This is a genomic window from Marisediminitalea lipolytica (assembly GCF_001758465.1).
Lineage (GTDB): Bacteria > Pseudomonadota > Gammaproteobacteria > Enterobacterales > Alteromonadaceae > Alteromonas > Alteromonas lipolytica.
Window position 1 is genome coordinate 103,619 of the sequence record NZ_MJIC01000014.1, and the last position, 24,894, is coordinate 128,512.

Annotated in this window: 21 protein-coding genes; 13 read left to right on the forward strand and 8 right to left on the reverse strand. The window is 48.4% G+C overall.

What is annotated here, in order from left to right; genetic code table 11:
* Window positions 1-107: 107 nt before the first annotated feature.
* Entirely contained in the window at window positions 108-488 is a 381-nt protein-coding gene (locus tag BFC17_RS11525; RefSeq protein WP_229680947.1) for an NUDIX hydrolase, read from the reverse strand.
* A gap of 259 nt (window positions 489-747) precedes the next feature.
* On the opposite strand from BFC17_RS11525, the gene BFC17_RS11530 reads away from it, so the two are divergent.
* From BFC17_RS11530 to BFC17_RS11540, 3 genes are all read left to right on the forward strand, one after another.
* Complete coding sequence (locus tag BFC17_RS11530; RefSeq protein ID WP_070176636.1) at window positions 748-1,815, forward strand: efflux RND transporter periplasmic adaptor subunit; 1,068 nt, start codon at window positions 748-750, stop codon at window positions 1,813-1,815.
* A 3-nt stretch (window positions 1,816-1,818) separates the two neighbouring features.
* Entirely contained in the window at window positions 1,819-4,920 is a 3,102-nt protein-coding gene (locus BFC17_RS11535) for an efflux RND transporter permease subunit (RefSeq protein ID WP_070176637.1), read from the forward strand.
* Between the two features lie 200 nt (window positions 4,921-5,120).
* Entirely contained in the window at window positions 5,121-7,145 is a 2,025-nt protein-coding gene (locus tag BFC17_RS11540) for a hypothetical protein (protein WP_070176638.1), read from the forward strand.
* Between the two features lie 44 nt (window positions 7,146-7,189).
* Here the strand turns inward: BFC17_RS11540 and BFC17_RS11545 are convergent, their stop codons facing one another.
* The gene (locus tag BFC17_RS11545; protein ID WP_070176639.1) at window positions 7,190-8,752 is read right to left on the reverse strand and encodes a sodium:solute symporter family transporter; all 1,563 of its coding nucleotides are present in this window, start codon (window positions 8,750-8,752) and stop codon (window positions 7,190-7,192) included.
* Between the two features lie 175 nt (window positions 8,753-8,927).
* Here BFC17_RS11545 and BFC17_RS11550 point away from each other — a divergent pair, with 175 nt between their 5' ends.
* Entirely contained in the window at window positions 8,928-9,461 is a 534-nt protein-coding gene (locus BFC17_RS11550) for a DUF3750 domain-containing protein (protein ID WP_070176640.1), read from the forward strand.
* Window positions 9,462-9,534: 73 nt separating this feature from the next.
* A complete protein-coding gene (locus BFC17_RS11555; RefSeq protein WP_070176641.1) occupies window positions 9,535-10,362 on the forward strand; it encodes an aspartyl protease family protein in 828 nt (275 codons plus the stop codon).
* A 51-nt stretch (window positions 10,363-10,413) separates the two neighbouring features.
* On the opposite strand, the gene rpoD is transcribed toward BFC17_RS11555, so the two are convergent.
* From rpoD to rpsU, 4 genes are all read right to left on the reverse strand, one after another.
* Window positions 10,414-12,249 carry an RNA polymerase sigma factor RpoD gene (gene rpoD, locus BFC17_RS11560; RefSeq protein ID WP_070176642.1) on the reverse strand — a complete coding sequence of 612 codons (1,836 nt, stop codon included), beginning with the start codon at window positions 12,247-12,249 and terminating at the stop codon, window positions 10,414-10,416.
* Between the two features lie 344 nt (window positions 12,250-12,593).
* On the reverse strand, window positions 12,594-14,387 hold the full coding sequence (dnaG, locus tag BFC17_RS11565) for a DNA primase (RefSeq protein ID WP_070176643.1): 1,794 nt from the start codon (window positions 14,385-14,387) through the stop codon (window positions 12,594-12,596).
* A gap of 109 nt (window positions 14,388-14,496) precedes the next feature.
* A complete protein-coding gene (locus BFC17_RS11570; protein ID WP_070176644.1) occupies window positions 14,497-14,940 on the reverse strand; it encodes a GatB/YqeY domain-containing protein in 444 nt (147 codons plus the stop codon).
* A 78-nt stretch (window positions 14,941-15,018) separates the two neighbouring features.
* Window positions 15,019-15,234 (reverse strand): 30S ribosomal protein S21, encoded by a 216-nt coding sequence (rpsU, locus tag BFC17_RS11575; protein WP_012517258.1) that lies wholly within the window; start codon window positions 15,232-15,234, stop codon window positions 15,019-15,021.
* 247 nt (window positions 15,235-15,481) lie between these two features.
* Here rpsU and tsaD point away from each other — a divergent pair, with 247 nt between their 5' ends.
* From tsaD to BFC17_RS11595, 4 genes are read left to right on the forward strand one after another with little or no spacing between them, the layout of a single operon-like run.
* Window positions 15,482-16,495 (forward strand): tRNA (adenosine(37)-N6)-threonylcarbamoyltransferase complex transferase subunit TsaD, encoded by a 1,014-nt coding sequence (tsaD, locus tag BFC17_RS11580; RefSeq protein ID WP_070176645.1) that lies wholly within the window; start codon window positions 15,482-15,484, stop codon window positions 16,493-16,495.
* Window positions 16,496-16,544: 49 nt separating this feature from the next.
* The gene (locus BFC17_RS11585) at window positions 16,545-17,759 is read left to right on the forward strand and encodes an alkaline phosphatase family protein (RefSeq protein ID WP_070176646.1); all 1,215 of its coding nucleotides are present in this window, start codon (window positions 16,545-16,547) and stop codon (window positions 17,757-17,759) included.
* Between the two features lie 20 nt (window positions 17,760-17,779).
* On the forward strand, window positions 17,780-18,133 hold the full coding sequence (locus BFC17_RS11590; protein ID WP_425304325.1) for a carboxymuconolactone decarboxylase family protein: 354 nt from the start codon (window positions 17,780-17,782) through the stop codon (window positions 18,131-18,133).
* A gap of 24 nt (window positions 18,134-18,157) precedes the next feature.
* Window positions 18,158-18,967, forward strand: a complete 810-nt coding sequence (locus tag BFC17_RS11595; protein WP_070176648.1) for a TlpA disulfide reductase family protein — start codon at window positions 18,158-18,160, stop codon at window positions 18,965-18,967.
* A 17-nt stretch (window positions 18,968-18,984) separates the two neighbouring features.
* On the opposite strand, the gene plsY is transcribed toward BFC17_RS11595, so the two are convergent.
* Complete coding sequence (gene plsY, locus BFC17_RS11600; protein WP_070176649.1) at window positions 18,985-19,587, reverse strand: glycerol-3-phosphate 1-O-acyltransferase PlsY; 603 nt, start codon at window positions 19,585-19,587, stop codon at window positions 18,985-18,987.
* Window positions 19,588-19,775: 188 nt separating this feature from the next.
* Between plsY and folB the strand changes: the two genes are divergently transcribed.
* Genes folB through BFC17_RS11620 form a run of 4 tightly spaced genes read left to right on the forward strand, consistent with a single transcriptional unit; the run spans window position 19,776 to window position 21,820 of the window.
* The gene (gene folB / locus BFC17_RS11605; protein WP_070177175.1) at window positions 19,776-20,132 is read left to right on the forward strand and encodes a dihydroneopterin aldolase; all 357 of its coding nucleotides are present in this window, start codon (window positions 19,776-19,778) and stop codon (window positions 20,130-20,132) included.
* The gene (folK, locus tag BFC17_RS11610) at window positions 20,133-20,633 is read left to right on the forward strand and encodes a 2-amino-4-hydroxy-6-hydroxymethyldihydropteridine diphosphokinase (protein WP_070176650.1); all 501 of its coding nucleotides are present in this window, start codon (window positions 20,133-20,135) and stop codon (window positions 20,631-20,633) included.
* Window positions 20,630-21,430 (forward strand): undecaprenyl-diphosphate phosphatase, encoded by an 801-nt coding sequence (locus BFC17_RS11615; RefSeq protein WP_070176651.1) that lies wholly within the window; start codon window positions 20,630-20,632, stop codon window positions 21,428-21,430. Before folK ends, BFC17_RS11615 begins: the two co-directional genes overlap by 4 nt.
* Before the next feature lie 21 nt (window positions 21,431-21,451).
* Window positions 21,452-21,820, forward strand: coding sequence for a histidine triad nucleotide-binding protein (locus BFC17_RS11620; protein WP_070176652.1), 369 nt, complete (start codon window positions 21,452-21,454; stop codon window positions 21,818-21,820).
* 1,143 nt (window positions 21,821-22,963) lie between these two features.
* Here BFC17_RS11620 and BFC17_RS11625 read toward each other — a convergent pair.
* Window positions 22,964-24,634, reverse strand: coding sequence for a dipeptidyl-peptidase 3 family protein (locus BFC17_RS11625; RefSeq protein ID WP_070176653.1), 1,671 nt, complete (start codon window positions 24,632-24,634; stop codon window positions 22,964-22,966).
* Window positions 24,635-24,894: the final 260 nt, after the last annotated feature.

Below are 24,894 nucleotides of genomic sequence, written 5' to 3' on the forward strand. Positions count from 1 at the left end.
ATCGAGTCTGATTGCTTGATGACCTAACCATACATTGCTTATAAGAATAGCAAAATGACATTGCTCAATAATCTTGCGCCAGCGCAAAAAAACAGCGTTATGGCTTTTTATTCGACAATGATGCTGTTTGATTCGGCAGATTGACCCGCGCCAACGAAGGCATCGCGTAAAGGCAATAAATCATCTTTAAAGCGTAGTGCGTCGTCGTCAATGGTAAAGGGATTTACCCGAATTAATCCCGCCACTTCGATTTGTGCCCAGTCCGGGGCCGCGGCCTCGGTGGCCAGCGCTGTCATTGTTGGTTCACCGGTGCACTCAAAAACCGGCATGCCAGAAGCAGTGTAGGTGAGAAGTCGACCCACCTCGACATTAAAGCCGGTTTCTTCCCAGGTTTCGCGATGGGCGGCGCACCGGGGACTTTCGCCTGATTGTACGCCACCAGCGGGAAAATCCAGTTTGCCGGATAAACGGTGTTTTACCAGCAACACGGTGTGGTTGAGACGGATAAGACAAGCGGCGGCGTCAGCTTCAGTTACAGGCGTTTGGGTACTATCTTTATCTGCAACTGGGTGCAGAGGGAGGCACTGGTTGGCAACCGAAAAACGTTAAAACACAGAATATTGCTGTTAAACGCGCTCTTTTGAGCAGGTTATCGGGTAAAATTAGGCCATTCGTTAACATTTATTTTTAATTTCCAGTGCCTGCATATTTGTACAATCTGCGGGCGCTAGTATAGCAGGATTCATTATGGCATTGGGTAAAAAGCTATCGCCGCTGTTGCTTGGTTTGGTGTTACTTATTGGTTTACTGGCTTTTCTCAACTGGCCGCAGGAGCAGACCGGGCAGCGTCCGGCGAAAAAACTGACGCCGGTTAAGGTGTATCAGGTCACCAATCAACTTTTTCCGATAACCATTGATGCCCTGGGCACGGCTAAAGCCAATGAATCCGTAACGCTAACCGCCCAGGTGGCAGATACCGTTACCCGTGTATTGTTTGACGATGGTGACAAGGTAAAAGCCGGTCAATTGCTGGTGCAGTTAAACAATAAAGAAGAAATTGCCAGAGTGGCGCAGTTACAGGTTAGCCTGGAAGAGGCCAAACGTCAGTTAAGCCGGATTAACAACCTCGCTAAATCCAGCGCCGCCTCGGAGCAATTGCTGGACGAACAGCAGGCGTTGGTGAAATCGCTGGAAGCGCAAATTGCTGTAGCCAATGCACAATTGGACGATTTACAGATAAAGGCCCCTTTTAGCGGTCGTTTGGGTATTCGTCGTATCAGCGTGGGTTCTCTGGTGCGTCCGGCTGACGAAATTACCACGCTGGATGATATCAGTGTGGTAAAAGTTGATTTTAACGTGGCAGAAAACCATCTGGCGAGTATGGCCATTGGCCAGAAAGTGACGGCGACCTCTGTGGCATATCCTGGTCGTGAGTTCAGCGGCGAAATAGCGGCTATGGATTCTCGTATCGATCCGGTTACCCGGTCCATGCTGTCCCGGGCTGTAATTAACAATCCTGACTCAGCACTGCGTCCCGGTATGCTTATGCAGGTGACTATCGAAAAGCAGGTGCTTGATACGTTGGTGGTGCCAGAAGAAGCGCTGGTGCCCAATGCAGACAAGCAATTTGTGTATGTGGTAGCAGAAAATAACGTGGTTTCTGAGCGCGAAGTTATCGTGGGTGAGCGTCGTCCTGGCTGGGTTCAGATAGTAAAAGGCCTTAATCGCGGCGAGCAAATTATTGTGGAAGGCACACTGCGGGTGCGTGATGGCTCCGAGGTGAGAGTGCTGAATCGCGATACGTTGGAGAGCTAAACTATGTGGTTATCTGATGTATCGGTAAAGCGACCGGTCTTTGCCTCGGTCGTTAACTTGCTGCTGATTATCTTTGGCATTGTGTCTTTTTCCATGTTGTCGCTACGGGAATATCCGGATATTGATCCGCCCATTGTCAGCATTAATACCACTTACCCTGGTGCCTCGGCCAATATCGTTGAAACCCGAATTACGCAGTTACTGGAAGACCGTATCAGTGGTATTGAAGGGATTAAAAACATTACTTCTACCAGCCGTAATGGTCGCTCGGATATTACTATTGAATTCGAGCTGTCGCGGGATATTGATGCGGCGTCTAACGACGTACGGGAGCGGGTGAGTCGGGCACTGAATAACCTGCCGGATCAGGCCGATCCGCCGGAAGTATCAAAGTCCAACTCAGACGAACAGCCGGTCATGTGGTTTAACCTCAGAAGTACTAATTTAAACACCATGGAGCTGACTGATTACGCCGAGCGTTATCTGGTCGACCGCTTATCCATTGTAAACGGGGTTGCCCGTGTACGAATTGGCGGCGGCCGAACCTACGCTATGAAAGTGTGGCTCGACCGAACGGCGATGGCAGCCCGCAATGTTACCGTTGCTGACGTTGAGTCGGTGATCCGTTCTGAAAACGTTGAACTGCCCGCCGGTCAGGTCGAGTCATTAAACCGTGACTTTGAAGTGCGTGTGGCCCGCAGCTTCCTGACCCCGGAAGACTTTACTGCGCTCACCGTTGCTATTGGTGATGATGGCTATCTGGTGCGTCTTGGCGATATTGCCAGGGTTGAACTGGCGGCGGTAGAAGATGAAACCGAGTTTCGTGGCGATGGCGTGAATATGATTGGACTGGGTATTATCAAGCAGTCAAAAGCCAATACCCTGGAGGTCGCCCGGGCCGCCCGGGAACAAATAGCCCGAATCGAGCAAAGCCTGCCGGACAACATCTTTATTGTCCCCAGCTATGACTCGTCGGTGTTTATTGAACAGTCTATTTCTGAGGTGTACAACACCCTGGGCATCGCCATGCTGCTGGTGGTGATTGTTATTTACTTATTCCTGGGAAATGTCAGTGCGACGCTGATCCCGGCGATAACGGTGCCAGTCTCTCTGATTGCGGCCTTTATGGTAATGCTGGCACTGGGTTTCTCAATTAACCTGTTAACGCTGCTGGCGATGGTACTGGCTATTGGTCTGGTAGTTGATGACGCCATTGTGGTATTAGAAAACATTCACCGCCGTATCGAAATGGGTGAGCCGGCAATCCTGGCGGCCTATCGGGGAACACGTGAAGTGGGGTTTGCCGTTGTGGCCACTACGTTAGTACTGATAGCGGTGTTTGTGCCACTGGTGTTTCTGGAAGGGAACGTGGGGCGGTTATTTACTGAGTTTGCGCTGGCGATTGCTGCGGCGGTGGCCTTTTCCAGTGTAACCGCACTGACACTTTCGCCTATGCTTGGCTCTATCCTGCTAAAGAAAAGCGAGCGTAAAGGCTTTGGTAACTGGTTGGATAACAACTTTAAAAAGCTCGAAGATGGTTATTTCAACAGTCTGGGTAAAACCATTCATCAACCGATTATGATGATGTTGTTGCTGGCGGTGGCTGTGGCCGTTATCTACCAGTTGCAACAACGCATTCCGGCAGAATTTACGCCGAAGGAAGACCGCAGTAACTTCTATGTCATCATGCAATCTCAGGAGGGAGCCAGTTTTGAAAGTAACTCCCGCAATTTAAAGCAAATTGAAGATATTGTGATGGAATATCGGGAGGCTGGCGAACTCGACCGGGTGTTGGTAAGAGCGCCTGGCTGGGGCGGACGTGCGGGGATTGTTGTCGTGGGGGTTGTTCCATGGGAGCAAAGAGATCGTTCTTCCTTTGAAATCATGGATGAAATTAGTGAAAGATTAAGTGTCATCCCTGATGTACGGGCATTTACAATTATGCGTGCAGGCATCGGCGGTGGTGGTTTTAGTCGTCCGGTACAATTTGTACTGCAGGGCGATACCTATGAAAATCTGGCAGAATGGCGCGATATTCTCATCGAAAAAGCCTCTGAAAATCCTAAACTGGTTCGCATTGACTCAGATTATAAATCGACCTCTCCGCAACTGCTGATTGAGATAGACAGGGATCGGGCCGCTGATCTGGGGGTATCTATCAGCGATGTGGGCCGAACACTGGAGACGATGCTGGGGCAACGTCGGGTTTCCACCTTCCTCGACAGAGGTGAGGAATACGACGTTATCCTTGAAGGGGTTGAGTCAGAATTTCGTAGCCCTAACAGCATCGAAAACCTGTATGTTCGCTCGGGTTATACCGGCAAGCTCATCCCGCTGGATAACCTGCTGACGTTTAAAGAACAAGCCACGTCGGCACAGCTAAACCGTTATAACCGCATGCGCTCGGTGACAATTTCTGCCAACCTTGCGAATGACTATTCACTGGGAGAGGCGCTGGCTTATCTGGAAAATATCGTTGAAACCGAATTACCGGATGAAGTGTCTATAGACTACAAAGGCGAGTCACAGCTGTATCAGGAATCCGGTAACTCTTTTGTATTTGTTTTTCTGTTAGCACTGTCGATTACTTACCTGATACTGGCAGCACAGTTTGAGAGCTGGGTACATCCGTTAGTCATCATGATGACGGTACCACTGGCGCTACTTGGGGCTTTTATTGGCCTTTATTTTGCGAATATGACACTTAACATCTACAGCCAGATTGGTTTGGTAATGTTGATTGGTCTGGCGGCGAAAAACGGTATTTTGATTGTTGAGTTTGCCAACCAGTTGCGTGATGCTGGTGAAGAATTTGAATCTGCCCTGCGAAAAGCATCGGCGATGCGATTGCGGCCGATTGTGATGACCGGTTTTACTACGGTATTTAGTAGTATTCCGCTGGTTATCGCGAGCGGCGCCGGCGCTGAGAGTCGGATGGCTATTGGTATGGTTATCTTTGCCGGTGTTCTGGTGTCAGCGTTTTTAACCCTGTATATCGTGCCCACAGCTTACTACTGGATGGCCCGCAATACCGGTTCGCCACTCAAACGTACCCACAAACTCGAAGAGCTGGAAGAAGAAATTCCTTACGTAAAAGGTGAGTAGACGGAAGGCTTCTCTGCAATAGTTTTATTCCCACCCGTTGGTAGGATAAAACTATTGCAGTTCAAAATGTTATTCGTTTAGTATGGGACTGACTTTCAAGGATGAAGCTGTAGTCCCCATTGCCGTTTTTAACGCCCGCTGGCTTACCGCGCAAGTTTGTCATCCTTGGTTTAATTAAAATATATCAAGGATGTAGGTGTATGAAATTCCCACTTAAACTGCTCTCTTTATCCATTATTTCAACGTTGTCGCTTTCTGGCTGTTTAGAAGTAGATGACGACGGTAATAAAGAAGTAGCCGAGTCTCTTCGTCAGCAAAATCAGATCCTGACCGAGCAAAATCAACTGCTTTCCCAGCAGGAAGAGGAACAACATTCGGTAACTATTTCCGGCGTAATCATAGACACTAATCAGGATGAAGCTGTAGCGGATGGCTCTGCAATCATTACGGTATTGCAAGGTGAGACAGTATTAACAGATGGTATCGAAACCTCTGACGGCTTATTTACCATTGAGGACCTGCCAACGCAAAGTGACTTAACTGTGTATGTGACCTTTGCTGATGGTAGTTTTGTTAACCGTGCATTTTTCATTACCACTCCGAGCGCCGAAGGCGAAGCCTATTTTGACCTGGGTACCATGGCGGTATCTAAACCGGTTGAAGTCACTTTTAGCGTGTTAAATAACGATACCGGTGATGCCATTTCTGGCCTCGAGTTTGTTGCTCACTCCTATTATGGCAATCGATTCAGCACAGCAGCAAATTATGCCCACGTTTCAAGCTTTGATGATACGACTCAGACTTATTCGATCACACTTCCAAGAGATTTTGGCTTATCGCTTCGCGCTATTGCCGACTTAGATAATGATGGCGAGCCAGACTTCGATATTGCGGATGGAACAGGTAATGCTTATTTTAACAATGAAGTATTATACGTGAGTTCGCCACAGGAGCTTGAAGGCACCGCTTTAAGGCTCGTGCAATTGGCTGATTTGGTTCCTGAAGAAAAAACAATTCGTATTACATTGGTGAATGAAGACGGCGAGTTGATCCCGGATGCCGCATTTACCATTTTTGAAAACAATCAACAGCCTGCCTATGATGACAGTAGTGAGCAGTACAGTGTAGATACGCCATTTGATGGTCACTTATCCCTGACTATGCCCGGTTTTACCTCTGGTGAAACTTATTATCGTACTGGCAGTGTGTCGATTAACCGGTCAACCGATAGCATAACAGGCCAAACATGGTTAAGAGTGTCGACCAACGGGTTTTCGTCAAACAGTTATTATGAAGTTGCTGATAATGCAGAACTGTCACTGGTTCTTGTTGCCCAAAGTATCGACCCAACTGTGGATATCGACATTGAAACTGTTGCGTCATTTTTATCGCAAGATGATTTTTCCTATACAGTTTATTACTCATCACCAGTACAGGTCGATGAAGCTAATGTTTCATTAACTTATGAGTCGGTCGAAATTATTGTCGGTAATGAAAGTGATACCGATGCGGTTCCGGCAGGTTATACCCGGGTCAGAACTACCGAAGCGGAAGTTGCGTTGTCATTAACAACGGGGCTGAACAATACTCAGCTGATTTTAACCCCAGATTCGGCACTACCTGCAAATACTGAGCACCAGTATACGATTGGGATGTTAACGGATGTATCGAGCGGCCAGCAATTTGAACTATACGAGGATGAAATTTCGTTTACTACCCCGGTTTCTGCAACCGCGGTGTTTGATATCAACGATATCATTGCCGATAACGAAAACTATTACACCAATGGCTCGTTAATAGTCAGTGAGAACAGCGCAGGCGTGTCAAGCGAGCAGTATGAATATCGCGATTCCGTGTATTTTTACCTGCCAACCAGTATCGAGACGCTGAATTACCTGATTTTGAACCTGGTAAGCTACACCGACGACGGTTATGAATATCAGGAAAACCGCACCATAGAAGTGGTTATGGATGGTGATGTTAATTATTCCCGTTACGTTGGGCTGAACATCGCCAGCAACGAAATCCTTGATGCTAACTACACTAACTACCGATTTATCAGAGGGGCCACGCTGGACACCGGCGATCTGGTTTATCGTGTCAGTTCTTCTTTTTATCTGGGCGATAACAAGCCTGAGAGCGTGAATACGGTTAGATTTAACTATGAATACCAAACTAATGAAGGGGTAACTGCTTCAGGTGTTATGGAGTTACCGGTACGCTAAACGGTTGATCAATTAAAATCAAAGCCCGCATCTGCGGGCTTTTTTTAGCTTAACCAGGCGGATAAATTGAGACAGACCAAAATCAGTATGGCACTCCAGCTTGCTAACACCACGATCATTTTACTGTTTACGCCGGTGTAACTGGCCTGTGGTGTTGCTGTATTGCTGGCTGGGATTAACCGGTTAGCCAGAATTCCACTGACTACTGTGACCACAAAGCCAATGGCATTCCACCAGAACCAGAAGATTGGGTTATCGCTCAGCCATAAAAAAGTATTACTGAATACGCCCAACAGCAAGCCCACGTTGGCCGCCCTGGCAGTAACGGTTTTACTGTGGATCCCCAGTAAGAATACAGCCAGTACCGGGCCATAAAATACGGAGCCTATTTTATTGATGGCTTCAATAATGGTTGGCGCAATATCCCCGGCAAACAGGCTCAGTATCAGTGTAACAACGCCCCAGCCAATTCCGGCCAGGCGGGCAAAACGCATATATTCTTCATCTGAAGGGGTATGGCCTTTGTATCGACACAAGTCCTCGGTGGTAACCGCCGCCAGGCTGTTAATTGCCGAGCTAAGCGACGACATGGCGGCTGCCATGATTGCTACGACTAACAGGCCAATAACACCAGGCGGTAAATAGTTAACGATAAAGATGGGCATCATCCAGTCGGGTTGGTCGGCAGGGATCTGCGCTTGTAAAGAAGGCGTATTAATCACTAACGCGCCGATAACCAAGCCTGTTGTACAGTAGATAACAGTAATGGGAAAACGACTTAAAGCCACGGTGTACATTACTTTGCGCAAGTCCGAAACACTGTGGGCTGAGAGAGAGCGCTGAGCTTCCGACTGGTCACAGCCATAGTAGGATGCGTAGAGAACAATACCGCCAAACAGCATGGGCAGTAAGCCGAAGTCATTGCCGTTTAAACCGGCTGAATCTGTATTGATGGCCTTCATTCGGCTGCTATCGATAAGCGATAAGGCGGTATCCATGCCACCAATGGCGTCTAGGGCGACCCACAGGCAAGTGAGCGCGCCAGCCAGAATAATGATCATTTGTACGGCGTCGCCAAATACCACTGCTTTCATTCCGCCCACAGCAGAATAAATGAGCGTAATGACTCCGATTAAGGCAATGCTGTGCCATTGTTCCAGGCCCATGGTGCCTTGCAAAATAAGGGAAATGGCGTAAATCATGATTGCCGTAGCAAAGGAGCGACTGAGTTGAAAGACAAAGCTAATCAGCAGTCGGGTAGAGCGTTCAAAACGTCGCTCTAAAAAATCATAAACGCTCACCACGCCACTTTGATGTAACGTGGGCAGAAGCCGCCACATCATCAGGAGTACGGCAATTGGCAACGCCAGTTCGTAGGATAACCAGATCAGCCCGCCGCCCTCACGCAAACCAACGAAGGCGGGGGCTGAAATAAAACTGATGGCAGAGAGTTGGGTGGCCATCACCGATAACGCCAGTGCGGGCCAGGGAATACTGCGGCCACCCAGGAAGTATTCTTTACTATTAGGTTGATGACGAAAGGCCATGCCCATCGCCAGCAGACCAATCAGGTATATCCCGATAATGGCGTAGTCAATCCAGTTCAATATGCTCTCCCTGATGCGTTTTTTATCCAGTATGCTGATTTCAAAATGATATTTCCAGTGAAGCTGGTTAAAGTTTAGCCCGCCCTCCAGGTCGTTGGTCGGCGTTTGCTTGCATAACGTATAAAGGATTGGTTAGATAAATTCACAGGTAATTCGAATCAGCGAGGGGACCTACATGCAAAAGCGACTGGCCATCATGCTTTTTTTCATTTTCGCGATAACCGGCTGCAGTAACAGCGACTGGCGCACTGCCAGCCGTGAGCCCGCTGGTATTGCGCCTTCACCGGCGGTGGTCAAAGACGCTGTTATAGAAGTTTACGCTGCCGATGCCTTTAGTTGGCGAGGCTGGTTTGCTGTGCATACCTGGATAGCGTTTAAAGAGCAGGGAGCGGATGAGTATGATGTGTACGAAGTTGTTGGCTGGCGGGTAAAAAGTGGTTATCCCGCATTGCGAAATTATAAAACGGCTAATCCGGACCGTTATTGGTATGGTGCGCGCCCCGAAAAGGTACTGTCGATTCAGGGCGAAAAAGCCCGTCGGTTAATCCCGGATATCGAAGCTGCGATAGCGCGCTATCCTTGGGCAAACGAATACACGGTTTTTCCGGGACCGAACAGCAATACTTTTCCGGCCTGGGTTGGCTTACAGGTTCCTGAGCTGGAGCTGGATATGCCGTTTAATGCCATTGGGGCAGGCTATGCAGAGTGAAGTTTGTTGAAAAAATGAACGGCAATGATTAATGTTATGGTGACAAAAACGAATTATCAGGGATGGGTAATTAGTGAAAAAGGTTTACCTGCCGTTGTTGCTTTTTACCGGGATAGTCTTTGCCATTAGCGGTCGTGCAGAGGGGCTGACAGCGCCCGTTAATGTCATTGCCTTTCAACAAATTCCTTACGGGCTCATATTTACTGATATCGGCGTAAATGGCACACCACTGCTGGCGATGATTGATATAGGCGACCAACAGACTTTTCAGCTTGCCACAGCGGTTGCCGGTAAACTGGGTTTGCCACTAAATAAAACAGGCTATCAGGCGACAAATATAAACGGCGATATCATGGATGTCTATCAGGGAAAAGTAGCCTCACTTTCGCTGGGTACCAACACCATTACTGATATGCCATTTACTACCTCTCCCGGCGATATCGAAGCGGTGGCAGAGCAAATTGCTACCGACTTTTCGGCCGTTATCGGCTGGGGATATTTAAAGGACTACATTGTCGAACTGGACTACGTTAATAGCGTTATTCGTTTGCACAATGACTTGCCCGCCACGTTTAAACCCACCATGAGCGAAGCATACAGCGATACATCAGGGCCGCTTATATTACCAGTTTTGATTAACGGTGAGGTACAACGGGTAATGCTTAATACCGGGGCGACAGTATCCGTATTTGACCCTAAACAGGTAGAAATGAACGAGGACAATCCGATTGAATTTGCCCTTAATGGCCGGTTGCTTAGTTTAACCGGTTACGAAATGGATTTATCGGTACTTTCTGATCTGGGAATAGTGGGGATTTTGGGTAGCGATTTCCTGAATCAGTATAAAGTCGTTATTAATCCTAAGAGTCATAAGATGCATTTTCTTGCGTATGACGAGTGAAACAAAAAAGCCAGTCGTGAGACTGGCTTTTGTTAGTTTGCGCGTTGGCGATTACTCGTCCAGGAAGCTACGCAGCTGCTCAGAGCGGCTTGGGTGACGTAATTTACGTAACGCTTTCGCTTCAATCTGACGGATACGTTCACGGGTAACGTCAAACTGCTTACCTACTTCTTCCAGGGTATGGTCAGTGTTCATATCGATACCAAACCGCATACGCAGTACTTTTGCTTCACGAGCGGTAAGACCGGCAAGTACTTCCTGGGTGGCATCTTTTAAGCTACCACCAGTGGCTGAATCGAGGGGCTGAATAATCGTGCTGTCCTCGATAAAGTCACCCAGATGCGAATCTTCGTCATCACCAATGGGGGTTTCCATTGAGATAGGTTCCTTCGCAATTTTAAGCACTTTACGAATCTTATCTTCTGGCATCAGCATACGCTCAGACAGTTCTTCAGGCGTTGGTTCACGACCCATTTCCTGCAGCATCTGACGAGAGATACGGTTCAGCTTGTTAATGGTTTCAATCATGTGTACCGGGATACGGATGGTCCGTGCCTGGTCTGCAATTGAACGTGTGATCGCCTGACGGATCCACCAGGTTGCATAGGTCGAGAACTTATAACCACGACGGTATTCAAACTTGTCTACCGCTTTCATCAGACCAATGTTACCTTCCTGAATTAAGTCCAGGAATTGTAAACCACGGTTAGTGTATTTTTTCGCAATGGAGATAACCAGACGTAAGTTGGCTTCAACCATCTCTTTCTTGGCTCGGCGGGCTTTTGCTTCACCGATAGACATACGGCGGTTGATATCCTTGATGTCGGCAATAACCAGACCGGTTTCTTGCTCAACCTGAGAAATCTTACCAACACTACGCTCGATCTCTTCTTTATATCCCTGCAATACATCTGCATAAGGCGCATTGCCAGCCAGGATCTCAGTTAACCATGCGGTAGAAGTCTCGTTACCAGCAAATGCCTTGATAAAATCTTTCTTCGGCATTTTGGCGTGCATGACGCAGTACTTCATTACCAGGCGTTCCTGGATCCGTACTCTATCCATCATTTCACGCATGTTGCGTACCAGGCGATCGAACTGCTTAGGTACCAGACGGAACTCTTTAAAGATTTCGCTCAGCGCGTTAATTTCTTTACGCGCGGCATCGTGAGTACGGCCTTTGCTTTCGATTACGTCACGGGCAATCTGATACTGAGCGCGAAGTTCGGCAAACTTTTGGCGGGCTTCTTCCGGATCAACACCGGTATCGTCCTCTTCCTCTTCGTCGTCTTCATCTTCGTCGTCGTCTTCGTCGTCCAGTTCTTCCTGAGACAGCTCTGAGCCCACGTGAGTTGCGGTTGGGGCCAGATCTTCTTCTTTGTTAGGATCAACAAAGCCAGAAATAATATCGCTTAGGCGAATTTCTTCGGCCTCGTACAGATCCCATTGGTCTAACAGGTATGTAATAGCTTCCGGATATTCTGCAACGGAGCACTGTACCTGGTTGATACCGTCTTCGATTCGCTTGGCGATTTCGATTTCGCCTTCGCGGGTAAGAAGTTCAACAGTACCCATTTCACGCATGTACATGCGTACCGGGTCTGTGGTGCGTCCGATTTCGCTCTCTACTGTTGCCAGCGCTTGCGCTGCCGCTTCTGCAACTTCTTCGTCGGTGGTGGTTTCCTGCATTAACAGTTCATCGGAATCCGGTGCAGACTCTGCTACCTGGATACCCATGTCATTGATCATGCGGATGATATCTTCTATCTGATCCGAATCGACAATGTCTTGAGGCAGATGGTCGTTGACTTCAGAAAATGTCAAATAACCTTGTTCTTTACCTTTCGCAATCAGAAGTTTGATCTGAGACTGCTTGCTTTGCGCCATATACCCTACACTTTTCAAAAATTAACCATTGCAATATGACCCGCACAAATGTAATTCTGTTAGGAGTCACGCAGCCCAATTAGTTTATTGGTGAACTAATCTGATACTGCCTTGATTGCTTTTTGTTGGTTTACGTTTAATTGCCTGCCCATTGCGACGACGGCAGCGAATTACACAGTATAACAGAAACGCTGTTATTTTGACTACCATAGCGGTTATTTTTACCACATCTAATTTTGCTTAAAAGCTGGTCAAAACTGTTCTTTGGTTAACGTTATACCGTGCGCCTGTGTATGCTGGCTACCTCCAGCAACGTGGTCAATGTCACGGTGTTTTTTGCTTATTCAGCTGTTTTGTCGCTCACGCATGAGCAAATTTAATTCCTGTTTTTCGTCGCTGCTTAGCGCTTGTATTCGTGATTTTGACAACAATTGGTCAATGCGGCTATCGAAATGCCAGTCTAATAAGCGGGCAAAGCAATCGCGAAAAACTTTATGGGCATCAGCTTCATCAATAAAATGCTCTTGCATTAACAGCCGGCCCAGATTCTTTGAATAGGGATGCGTACGGAAGTTTTCAACCACCTGGGCAGTGTTTGCCTGTGGATGGGTGGCACAAAAAGTGAACACGTCCTGTAAAACATTGAGTCCGGCAATTCCTGAACCTGCTAAAAATTCCGGTTGTACCGAATCCGCGCAATCTGCTGCCAGAACAGGATGTTCCAACAATAAACGAATCATCACACTGATTGGCGATAAGCGGGTTTTATTGAGCGTACTGACGGGTTCTTTGGGCTGCTTGCGTTGTGGCGCAGCACCACCCGGACCACTATTGGCGGCGCGGATATCCCGGTCCAGCTTAAAGCGGTCGTATTCGCCCACATGCTTACTCAGCTGTTCGCTGAGCATGAGTTTTTGCTGTTCACCAATGACCTGATCAATCATTGGCTGGGCTGCCGATTTAAGGGCAATTTTACCTTCTGGTGTACCTACTGAATGCTGCTTGAGCAAGGCTTCAAAAAAGAACGTCGAGAGTGGCGCTGCGCTGGCCACCATCTCTTCAAAGGCTTGCTGACCAATTTTACGCACCATGGTATCGGGATCTTCCCCGTCGGGCAGAAATAAAAACTTTAGCTGAATACCATCTTTCAAAACTGGTAAGGCATTCTCAACAGCCCGCCAGGCTGCGTCGCGACCCGCTCTGTCACCGTCGTAACAGCAAACAATTTCCTGGGTGCCACGCATTAACATGGCCATGTGATCCTGAGTAGTGGCCGTACCCAGTGCGGCAGTAGCATACTGAATACCAAACTGGCTTAATGCCACCACATCCATATACCCTTCAACCACCATTATCCGCTGTAAATTGCGCTGCTGACGGGTGTGGTAGTAACCAAACAGTTCATAACCTTTATGAAAAATACGGGTTTCCGGCGAGTTTAAATATTTTGGGCCGTTACCCTCCATTATCCGGCCACCAAAGCCAATAACCCGGCCCCGTTTGTCCCGAATCGGAAACATAATACGGTCACGGAAAAAATCGTACTGCTTGCCGTTATCGTTTTGATTGATTAGTTTCAGGTCCAGCAGTTGCTTTCTGACTGCGGGTTCATTGCCGAAGGTCTTGAGCACGGCATCCCAGTCCGGGGGGGCGTAGCCAATTTCCCATTGCTTTACGATTTCGCCGGAAAGCCCCCGTTGTTTGAGGTAATCAACGGCTTTCTGCCCCTGGGCGTGATGTTTTAGCTGATGCTGAAAAAAGCGCGTGACTTTTTCCATCAACTGATAATCAGACTCACTTTGCTGTTTGTTTTTATCGCTGCTAAAGCGGCTGCCTTGCTCTCTTGGTACTTCCAGTCCGTGCAATTTAGCCAGCTCTTCAATGGCTTCGACAAATTCCAGGCGGTCATATTCCATCAAAAATGAAATCGCATTACCGTGCTCGCCACAGCCAAAGCAATGATAAAACTGTTTATCCTGACTTACCGTAAAAGAGGGCGTTTTTTCGTCATGAAACGGACAACAGGCAGAATAGTTTTTTCCCGCCTTTTTTAGCCGTACCCGGCTGTCGACAATTTCGACAATATCAGTACGTGCCAGCAGGTCATCAATAAATTCGCGAGGGATTTTTCCTGCCATAAACTATTTACGCTGCCGTTAAGTGATTGGTTGCGATTACTTTATCAGGATATGTGGCTAGCGCAATGATATGCGCTATAACCAGAACAACAGCAAAGAAGCGGGACGTTTAGCCCAGGCGCTGTTTAATTAGGGCGCTCAGCGCACCCATATCTGCCCGGCCCTGTACCTGGGGTTTTAATACACCCATTACCTTACCCATATCTTGCATGCCGCTGGCACCTGTAGAAGCCATTGCTTCGTCGATCAGTGCGGCAATTTCCTCTGCGGTGAGAGGTTGGGGTAAGAAGGACTCGAGTTCGACGATTTCCGCGCGCTCAGTCGCAGACAGATCTTCACGACCCGCAGCATCATACTGAGAAGCGGCATCCTGGCGCTGCTTAACCATTTTGGTCAGAACTGCCAGGATGTCAGAATCGCCTAAAGTTACCTGTTCATCGATTTCTTTTTGCTTGATTGCTGCTAACGCCATGCGAATAGTGCCAAGACGAACTTTGTTTTTAGCTCGCATTGCATCTTTTTGTGCATTCTTTAAATCGTCGATTAGCGCCATAAGTTACTCAGTAAATGATTGCTAACAGGTTTTTGCCGCATTGCTACGGCTGTCGAACTGTACTATCAGGTAAAATGATTAGTACAGTTTAACGCGACGTGCGTTTTCGCGAGCCAGCTTTTTCAGGTGACGTTTTTTAGCAGCTGCTTTCTTGCGCTTACGTTCCCAGGTTGGCTTTTCGAAAAATTCACGACGACGAACTTCTGACAGAACACCGGCTTTTTCACAAGAACGCTTAAAACGACGCAGTGCTACGTCAAATGGCTCGTTTTCTCTAACTTTAACGATAGGCATTAAAAATTCACCTCAAAACTTAACAGATATCCGGGATTCAACAGGTACTTTTAAACCACCCGGGTTAAAAATGGTGCGAAATTCTAATCATTCACGCCGCAGATGTAAAGTCTTAGTGTTAAAAAAGTAGTCAAATTTCCGCTATGGAATTTGCCTTGTGCCCGATAGTGGCCTGATTTTACCAATTCGGGTAAACTTTGCCGCCACTCTCCCTGGTTTAACCTGTTAATGAGGCTAGTAAGCAATTATGCGTGTATTAGGTATCGAGACATCCTGTGACGAAACCGGCATCGCCGTATACGATGATGAACGGGGTTTATTGTCTCACACACTCTACAGTCAGGTAAAACTGCATGCAGACTATGGTGGTGTGGTACCCGAACTGGCCTCCCGTGACCATGTGCGTAAAATAGTACCCTTAATTCAAAAAGCGCTGCAGGACGCGAACTCCAGTGCGGCCGATATCGAAGGCATAGCCTATACCCGCGGCCCCGGTCTGGTCGGCGCGCTGTTGGTTGGTGCTTCTGTGGGCCGCTCTCTGGCCTATGCCTGGAACGTTCCTACCATCGGCGTACATCATATGGAAGGACACCTGCTTGCGCCGATGCTGGAAGAGAGCGCCCCGGCATTTCCTTTTGTGGCGTTGTTGGTTTCCGGCGGTCATTCCATGCTGGTACGGGTCGATGGCATCGGACGCTACGAACTGCTTGGCGAATCTATTGATGATGCCGCCGGTGAAGCATTTGACAAAACCGCTAAGTTACTCGGGCTTGATTACCCCGGGGGCCCGTTGTTAGCCAAACTGGCAGAACAAGGTGAGGGTGGTCATTACAGTTTTCCACGACCGATGACCGACCGCCCCGGCCTCGACTTTAGCTTTAGCGGCCTTAAGACCTTTGCGGCGAATACTATCCGAGACGCAGATGATGCGCCGCAAACTAAAGCAAATATTGCGTTTGCCTTTCAGGAAGCCGTTATTGATACACTGATCATTAAGTGTCGACGGGCACTTAAGCAAACGGGGCTTAAGCGCCTGGTTATTGCCGGTGGGGTAAGTGCCAATACGTCGCTCAGAAGCGCAATGACCGAGCTGATGGACAGCATAAAAGGCGAAGTGTTTTATCCCGGCTTGAGTTTTTGTACCGATAACGGCGCAATGATCGCCTACGCGGGATTGCAGCGTTTAAAGGCCGGACAAACCACTCCTCTTTCGGAATCGGTCGTTCCTCGCTGGCCACTTGATTCGTTAACACCATTGTAATAATACTGGAGTCTAATCTTCTTCTTTTATTCCAAAGCGTTAGACTCTTATGAAAGGACTATCTCTGGGCAGCCTGTTGTGCTGCCTGCTGCTCACCAGCCTGACAGCCCGGGCGGAGCGCCCTGAACAACATGTGGTACTTATCTCGATTGATGGCTTTCGCCATGATTATATCGAAAAACACAACGCCTCTGCGCTGGCGCGTATTGCCCGGGAAGGTGTGCGTGCAGAAAGCATGCAGCCGGTATATCCGGCCAATACCTTTCCCAATCATATCTCGTTGTTAACCGGTTTGCTGCCGGTTAATCATGGCATTGTAAATAACCGTTTTTACGATAAAAGCCGGCATGCGTATTATTCTATGGGCGAAGCTTATAAAGACAGTACCTGGATAACCGCCATGCCGTTCTGGAATCTGGTTGAGACCCACGGTTACCCGGCGGCAACGTATTTCTGGCCGGAGTCCGATTCGCGTATTGGCGGACAACTACCGACCTACCATTTTCATTATTCCAAGTACTCGGATTATAAACAGCGGGTCGATCAGATTATGGAATGGCTGTCTTATCCCGAAGCCACCCGTCCGCTCTTTATTGCCGGCTATTTTTCGCTGATAGACACCGAGGGACATAATTTTGGACCGGACGCTGAACAAACTTATGAGGCCGTACAGCTTGTTGATAAATTAATTGGTCAGTTGTACGACCGCCTGCAAACTTTACCTATTAAGGTTAATCTGGTCATTGTTTCTGATCATGGCATGATTGCGGTGGACAAAACCCAGGTCACCTTCGAGGACGAACTGGATATCAGTGATGATTTTCTGCTGCTTAACGAAGGCGAACAAATCCTGTTGTACGCAAAAGATGGCGTAAGCGAAGCGGCGGTAAAAGCCCAGTATGAGCGTCTGAAAGCGCAGAATTTACCTGGTGTGCGGGTGTTTGACGAGGGTCAACGAAAACATTATCACATGCCGCGAAATCAGCGTACTGGTGATATTATTATAACGATTGATGCGCCTGCGCGATTTGCTAAAAACAAACAAAGCCGGATCGGGCCCGGAGGTCACGGTTACCTGCCTGAACATCCTGATATGGGCGCGACGTTTGTTGCCGCCGGCCCGGCTTTTAAGCAAGGAGTGACAGTCCCGCGGTTTAGCAATCTGGAAGTGTACCCGGCGCTGGCTAGGGTGCTTGGTCTTGAGATTATTCGCCCGATTGACGGTAAGCTGGATGTGCTTAAGCAGGCATTGGCAGAACAGTAACAACAACGTAAGAGGTATAAATGATGAGTAAGTCATACCCCGAAATAACCCAGCGTATTTCCAGTAACCTCAAGGCGCTGCGCAGTGATATCAGCGATACCATGCAAGGCTTTTCGGCCATGGCTCAGGCGGCCACCAAAGACGGCGTGCTGGATAAAAAAACCAAAGAGCTGATTGCGCTGGCCATTGGTGTCTCAACCCGTTGTGATGGCTGCATTGGTTTTCATGTAAAAGCATTAGTTGAGCTGGGCGCCACCAAACAGGAAGTCGAAGAAACCCTTGGCATGGCTGTGTACATGGGCGGCGGCCCTTCGTTAATGTATGCGGCAGACGCCATGCTGGCGTTTGACCAGTTTAGCGAAGGCAAGGATTAATGTTCTGTACCGGGCTGTGCACCCGTGCATAGCCTGTCGATTGGCCCCATAGGCCTCGACATTAACTACGTACTGTTGTGGGGAGCCTTGCTACTCTCCCTGATCTTGCTACGACTTCTCGAAAAATCCAAAACGCTGCGTCAGCACGCGGAAAATACGCTGTTTGCTTTGTTTCTCGCCGGGCTGGTTGGTTCCCGGGCAGGGTTTGTCTGGTACATGTGGCCACAATATCAATCAGACTGGCCAGGAATTCTGGATATTCGCGATGGTGGATTTTCCCCCCAGGCTGGCGTCCTGGCCTCACTGGCGGTATTAATCTACCGCGTAGCCCGTTCCCCCCATACGTGCCGCCCTGTATTAAAGGTGATTATCCTGACTACCTGTTGCATTGTGCCGCTGTATGTGTGGAATTCGCTGGCTAGCCGTGCCGAACTAATGCCGTTGCCGGTAGTACAGAATACGTTGTATCAGTCGGTACCCATGGCAAACTTTAGCGGCAAACCTATTGTGCTGAATGTGTGGGCTACCTGGTGCCCGCCCTGTCGGCGGGAAATGCCGGTGCTCGCGCAGGCACAACAGCAAAACCCGGATATTCATTTTATATTTCTGAATCAGGGGGAGTCAGCAGCGGTAGTTAATGAGTTTCTGGCTTCCCAGCATCTCACGCTGGCTAATGTATTGCTTGATCCTGATACCGGGGTCAGTACAGAATTTGGCGTGGCGGTGTTACCTACAACTTTATTTTACTCACCGGAAGGCCGATTATTGTATCGTCACGTGGGGGGGGTCTCTACCGCCAGTCTGGACTATGCCTTGCAAAAGTTGCGCGAATAATCCTGAGCCCCAATGGCTTACTCGTTAGCCTTACCTTTGTCCCAGACTTTGCTTTCTTCGCCTTTTAACAGGCGTTGAATATTTTCCCGGTGACGAAAGATTATCAACACCGACAGCATGGCAACCGGAACGGTATACATGGGTTTGATAAACCAGGTAAAAACAGGGGCCAGGGCGACAGTAACGATAGCGCCCAGCGAAGAGTAACCCCAGATAAATACCACCACTGCCCAACTGGCGATTAATAATCCTGCCAGTGAAGGACCTATCGGTAGCATGGCACCAAGCGCCGTTGCCACACCTTTACCACCGCTGAAGTTGAAGTACAGAGGATAGATATGCCCGAGGCAGGCCGCTATGGCAATAAATCCCAGTGTCACAGGGGGAATACCCATAAAATAAGCAGAATAAACCGGAATAGTGCCTTTTAGCACGTCACTGAGTAACACCAGCAGGGCTGGAACCCGGCCGCCTAGACGATAAACATTGGTAGCCCCGGGATTTCCAGAGCCATGGCGGCGAGGGTCGGGAATACGAAAAGCCTGACTGATTAATACCGCACTGCTAATCGAACCTATCAGGTAGGCTACACCAATCATTAACAGACTAAGAGCAATCAAGGCCGTACTCCATTTAACGTACGCTAAGTGTGCACACACTACTAGAATATTGCCTGTAAAGCCAGCGATTGCTGCTGCCTCAAGCGCTGGATCATATTGTTGTTGGTCGTTATTGGACTGGTGATACTCAGGCGTATCGAGTAAGCTTCTGCGCCAATGATATATTCACGCAAAAAGGCGGCGTAACAATGCAGCAGATTTTTATTGAAGGGCTTGAAGTGCCAACTCTGATTGGGGTCTATGACTGGGAACGAACGCGCAATACCACACTGATTATTGATTTACTGGTTGATGCCAATCTGTCTGCCGCTATGGGATCTGACGAAGTGGCAGATACCATCGACTATGCTGCTATGGCCGAAACCGTAAAACAGGTTGGCAAAGACTCGCAGTTTGAACTGCTTGAAGCTTTTGCCAATGCCGTTATTACGGCGCTGTGTGAAACTTTTCCAATCCAAAAACTGGTTCTGACCATCGAAAAGCCGGGGATCCTGCCCGACGCGCGTAAAGTGGGGATCCGGATTACCCACGAGGTTACCGCCTAAGTGTCGCAGGTTTTTATTGGGGTTGGTTCTAATATCGACCGGGAATTTCATACCCGGGAAGCCTATCGCTTATTGCACCAGCAGTTTAATAATGTCGTGGTGTCATCGGTTTATGAGTGCCCGGCGGTTGGATTTGAAGGGCCGGGTTTTTATAACTGGGTAGCCCGCGTGGACACCACGTTATCGCTTTCCGCTATCCATCAGTTATTCAAACAATTAGAAGCGGAATACGGGCGAAAAGACTGGCATAAGCAAAACTGTTCACGCACAATGGATCTCGATTTATTGTGCTTTGATCAATGTATTTGCGAGTCGCCGGTGGCGCTACCGCGCCCGGAAATTTTAAAGCGGGCTTTTGTTCTGCGCCCCCTGGCCGAGATAGCTCCAGATGTGTGCCATCCGGTAGCGGGAAAGACGTTTTTGCAACTATGGCAGGCCTTTGATCAAAGCAAGCAGCTAACCACGCCTATAGATTTTAATTGGAGTTCACCGCAGGGATGACGCTTTTCGAAATTATTGCCTTAGCCATTATTCAGGGGCTTACCGAATTTTTACCTATTAGTAGTTCAGCGCATTTGATTTTGCCCGCTGCCGTATTAGGGTGGGAAAATCAGGGCCTGGCATTTGATGTTGCCGTGCATGTGGGCAGTCTGATGGCTGTTATGATTTATTTTCGTCAGGATATCCTGCAAATGACTACGGCGTTTTTAACCCGGGGATTCAGCAAGAATCAAACCGCTGACAGTAAGCTGGCCTGGTTTGTTGTAGTTGGGACTATTCCCGTTGTGATAGCCGGTTTTTTCCTGAAAAGTTACATCGAAACCGATGCGCGAAGTGCGGCGGTTATTGCCGTAACCACTATCGTATTTGGTTTATTGCTGTGGTACGCCGATGCAACGGCAAAATTGCAGAAAACCCTCGAACAGTTAAACCTGCGTCAGTCGATCATTATTGGTCTGGCCCAGATGTTAGCGATTATTCCGGGCACCTCGCGTAGTGGTATTACCATGACCGCCGGCTTAATGCTGGGGTTAAACCGGGAGAGCGCGGCGCGCTTCTCGTTTTTATTATCCATACCTACCATTTTGGGTGCCGGACTCTTTGCCACTAAGGATTTACTGGAAGCCGAAACAGCAGTGGATTGGTCTGCCCTGATATATGGCGCCGGATTCTCTTTTGTCAGTGCTTATTTGTGCATTTATCTGTTTCTTAGCTGGATAAGCCGGATTGGCATGTTGCCTTTTGTTATCTATCGTTTATTGCTGGGCGCTGTATTGGTTGCCTTTCTGCTTTGGTAAGCGAACTATTGGAGATTTGTAATGGCCGAAACCATTTTTGACAAAATTATCGATAAGTCGATCCCCGCCGAAATTCTTTACGAAGACGACAAAGCGTTAGCGTTTAAGGACATTAATCCACAGGCACCGATTCACTTTTTGGTTATCCCTAAAAAGCAAATTGCTACCATCAATGATATAACCGAAGAAGATGAAGCCCTGGTGGGCCACTTATATACCGTGGCGGCCAAACTGGCCAGTGAGCTGGGTTTTGCTCATGAAGGGTATCGTGCAGTGATGAACTGTAACGAGTTTGGTGGGCAAACGGTGTATCACATCCATCTGCATGTACTGGCAGGCAAGTTAATGGGTTGGCCGCCATACACAGATAAACCAAAACATCTGGAATAACAAAAAGCTTACGCTTTTTGTTATCCCGGAAGCGCCACAGGCGCTATCCGGGATCCCCTGAACAGTTTTTCTGCTCAAAATCATCATTTATTTTATCCCCGGAAGACCCATCGGGCCTGTCCTGGGTCATAGTGTCATCCCGTTTCGCTGCGCGAAGACCAGGACCTCCTTGCATGGTATCGAGGGCTTAAATTGACAACCGGCCAGCCTGTTCAGGAGATCCCCGCCAGAAGCATGCGGGGATGACGGAGTGAGGGAACTTCGCGATACAAAGAACCAAATAAAAAGCAGGTTGTTTAGACATCACCGGATAAATCAACTAACTCGCAACGGATTGGGGCGGTATCGACGGTAATTCGGCCTGAGTAGGGTTCGCTTATCACTACCTGTCTTCCCGGAAATTGCACAGCAATTATCCGGGATCCCCTTGCAGGATATCGTGGGCTTAAAATAACAACCCGCCAGCCTGTTCAGGAGATCCCCGCCAGAAGCATGCGGGGATGACGGAGTGAGGGAACTTCGCGATACAAAGAACTAAATAAAAAAGCAGGTTGTTTAGACATCACCTGATAAATCAACTAACTCGCAACGGATTGGGGCGGCATCGATGGTAATTCGGCCTGAGTAGGGTTCGCTCATCACTACCTGTCTTCCCGGAAATTGCACAGCAATTATCCGGGATCCCCTTGCATGATATCGTGGGCTTAAAATAACAACCCGCCAGCCTGTTCAGGAGATCCCCGCCAGAAGCATGCGGGGATGACGGAGTGAGGCGGCATCGTTGCTATTTCAGCCTGAGTAAGGTTCGCTCATCACTACCTGTCTTCCCGGAAATTGCACAGCAATTATCCGGGATCCCCTTGCATGATATCGTGGGCTTAAAATAACCATCAGCCAACCTGTTCAGGAGATCCCCGCCAGAAGCATGCGGGGATGACGGAGTGAGGCGGCATCGTTGCTATTTCAGCCTGAGTAAGGTTCGCTCATCACTACCTGTCTTCCCGGAAATTGCACAGCAATTATCCGGGACCCCCTTGCATGGTATCGTGGGCTTAAAATAACCATCAGCCAGCCTGTTCAGGAGATCCCCGCTCAGAGTTTGCGCGGATGACGGAATGAGGGGAATTTCGCTGGTACTTTTTCTTACAAGCCCAGTTGCGCTTTTCCCTGTTCAAACTCAATATCAACAGGAATGCTGGCGGCCTTGAGGCGCGCTAGATCCGCTTCTAACTGCGGTTTGATAACACCCATATCGGCAACCAGTTTAGCCACACCGTTGTAGTCGCCATCGCCTTGCAGCGTCAGAATAAGTTCAGATAAGGACGCTACCGCTGCCGACATTTTATCCATATTAACGCTGTACAAGCCGTCTTTATTGCGGTCGAATGCGCCCATGGTGGCAAAGTAGTTAAACCGAATCATATTAGCTTTGCCGTGAGCGGAGCTGGCGCCAAAACGAACTGAGCGGAAAATGCCAGCCATAAAGGTCACGTAGTAGTCTTGCAGGGTACCTTCGGTAATTTCGCCTTTTTCCAGCAGGCTCTGCACCATATATAAGCCGAGGATATCCGCTTTGCCTTCTTCCAGCGCGGAGGCATGTTCTTTAAGTGCGCCGCGAACGGTACCATTATCGGTAATGGTATTTTTAATGCCTAAGCCGTGCGCCACTTCGTGAAACATTGTGTTGGCAAAAAACGCGTTAAAAGTAATGTGCTCACGCTGCTGTGGTGCAATGAGTACTTCAGCTATAGGTTGTAAGATATGCTCAAACTTGGCCTGCATGGCATTTTTAAGCTGCAGGCGGCGGGTACCTTTAGCCAGTTGCACCCGTTCATCATTAGGCAGGTTAATAGCAATGGTTTTACTGCCGGCATTTGAATGCCCGGCGTAATAAATCACATCATAGGCATTTAAATCTGCATCCGACCCCGGAGTTTCCTGTTTATAGGCATCGTCTACCGGTAAACCGCGTTGTAGCTCAGGTAAGAATTGCGCATATTTGGCCAGGCGCTCACTCCAGGCCATGTCTTTAATCAGCACGTAGGCTTCAAACGCAGCCCGATAACCAAACAGCTGGTCTTCATAGGTTTCGATTGGGCCAATGACCAGTTCTACCGGATTGGTTTTCATGTCCATCCAGGCCATGTCCGAGGGGTAATAATCATTGCTTAACAAGGCACTGGCGCGCAGTTTTAAATACTCAGCAAAAGTTGCGTTATCGGCCAGTGCCGCGGCTTCGGTCAGCAAACTGGCGGCGGCTGACAGTTCAGCCTGATACTTTTGCGAATAGGGAATGGCGGTTAATTCGCCTTTATCATTGCGTTCAACAACCGAATACAGCCCGTCTTTATCGGCAAAGTCGGCGCTGGCAAATTCGGCTTTGGTTATATCGTGGGGATAAAATTCAGCACCCGGTGCTTTTTCGCTGTAGCCGCTTAAAAAGGGTTTGTCACCATTCAGACGGTCCCAGGGGCCATAGTTAATGTTGGCAAAGTCCCGCACTGCAGGATCCTTAAAGCGGGCCAGAAAACTTAATTTGTCTTCAAAAAATGCCTGCTGCCAAAACAGGTCATCCATGATTTTCGCCGCGTCGATAAGTTTACTTAGCATTTGCTTTTGGTTTTCGCTTAACTGGGTTAAATCGGCAGTTAGCGGAACCTTATGGTAAATGTGCAAGCGGCTTTGCTCGGTCAGCAGTGCTGGTGACGTGTCTTCGCTTTTGGCTGAGGAAGTTGGAGCTTCGCTGCAACCGGTAAGTAATAGTGCGGTGGCCAGTGCCGAAAAGGCAAATGTATGGCGTAAAACTTTGCGCATTATGAGTTGTCCGTCGTTTATTGAAAATTATTGTTTTATAAGCCTGATCGAAGGGTCAAAACTGAGAAGTTGATACCTGCGTATTGATCCAACCAAGTGAATAACAACAGTAAGCATAACCAAGCGTGGTAGCAGATGCTATACTCAATTTAATGGCATAGAGCCTTGTTGCCGCGGTCCGAAAAATTATTTTTGTATTTTTTTGGGGTGGAGTGGTCGAAACACCAAAAGTTGAGCTATGTTATTGGTGTACTGATATA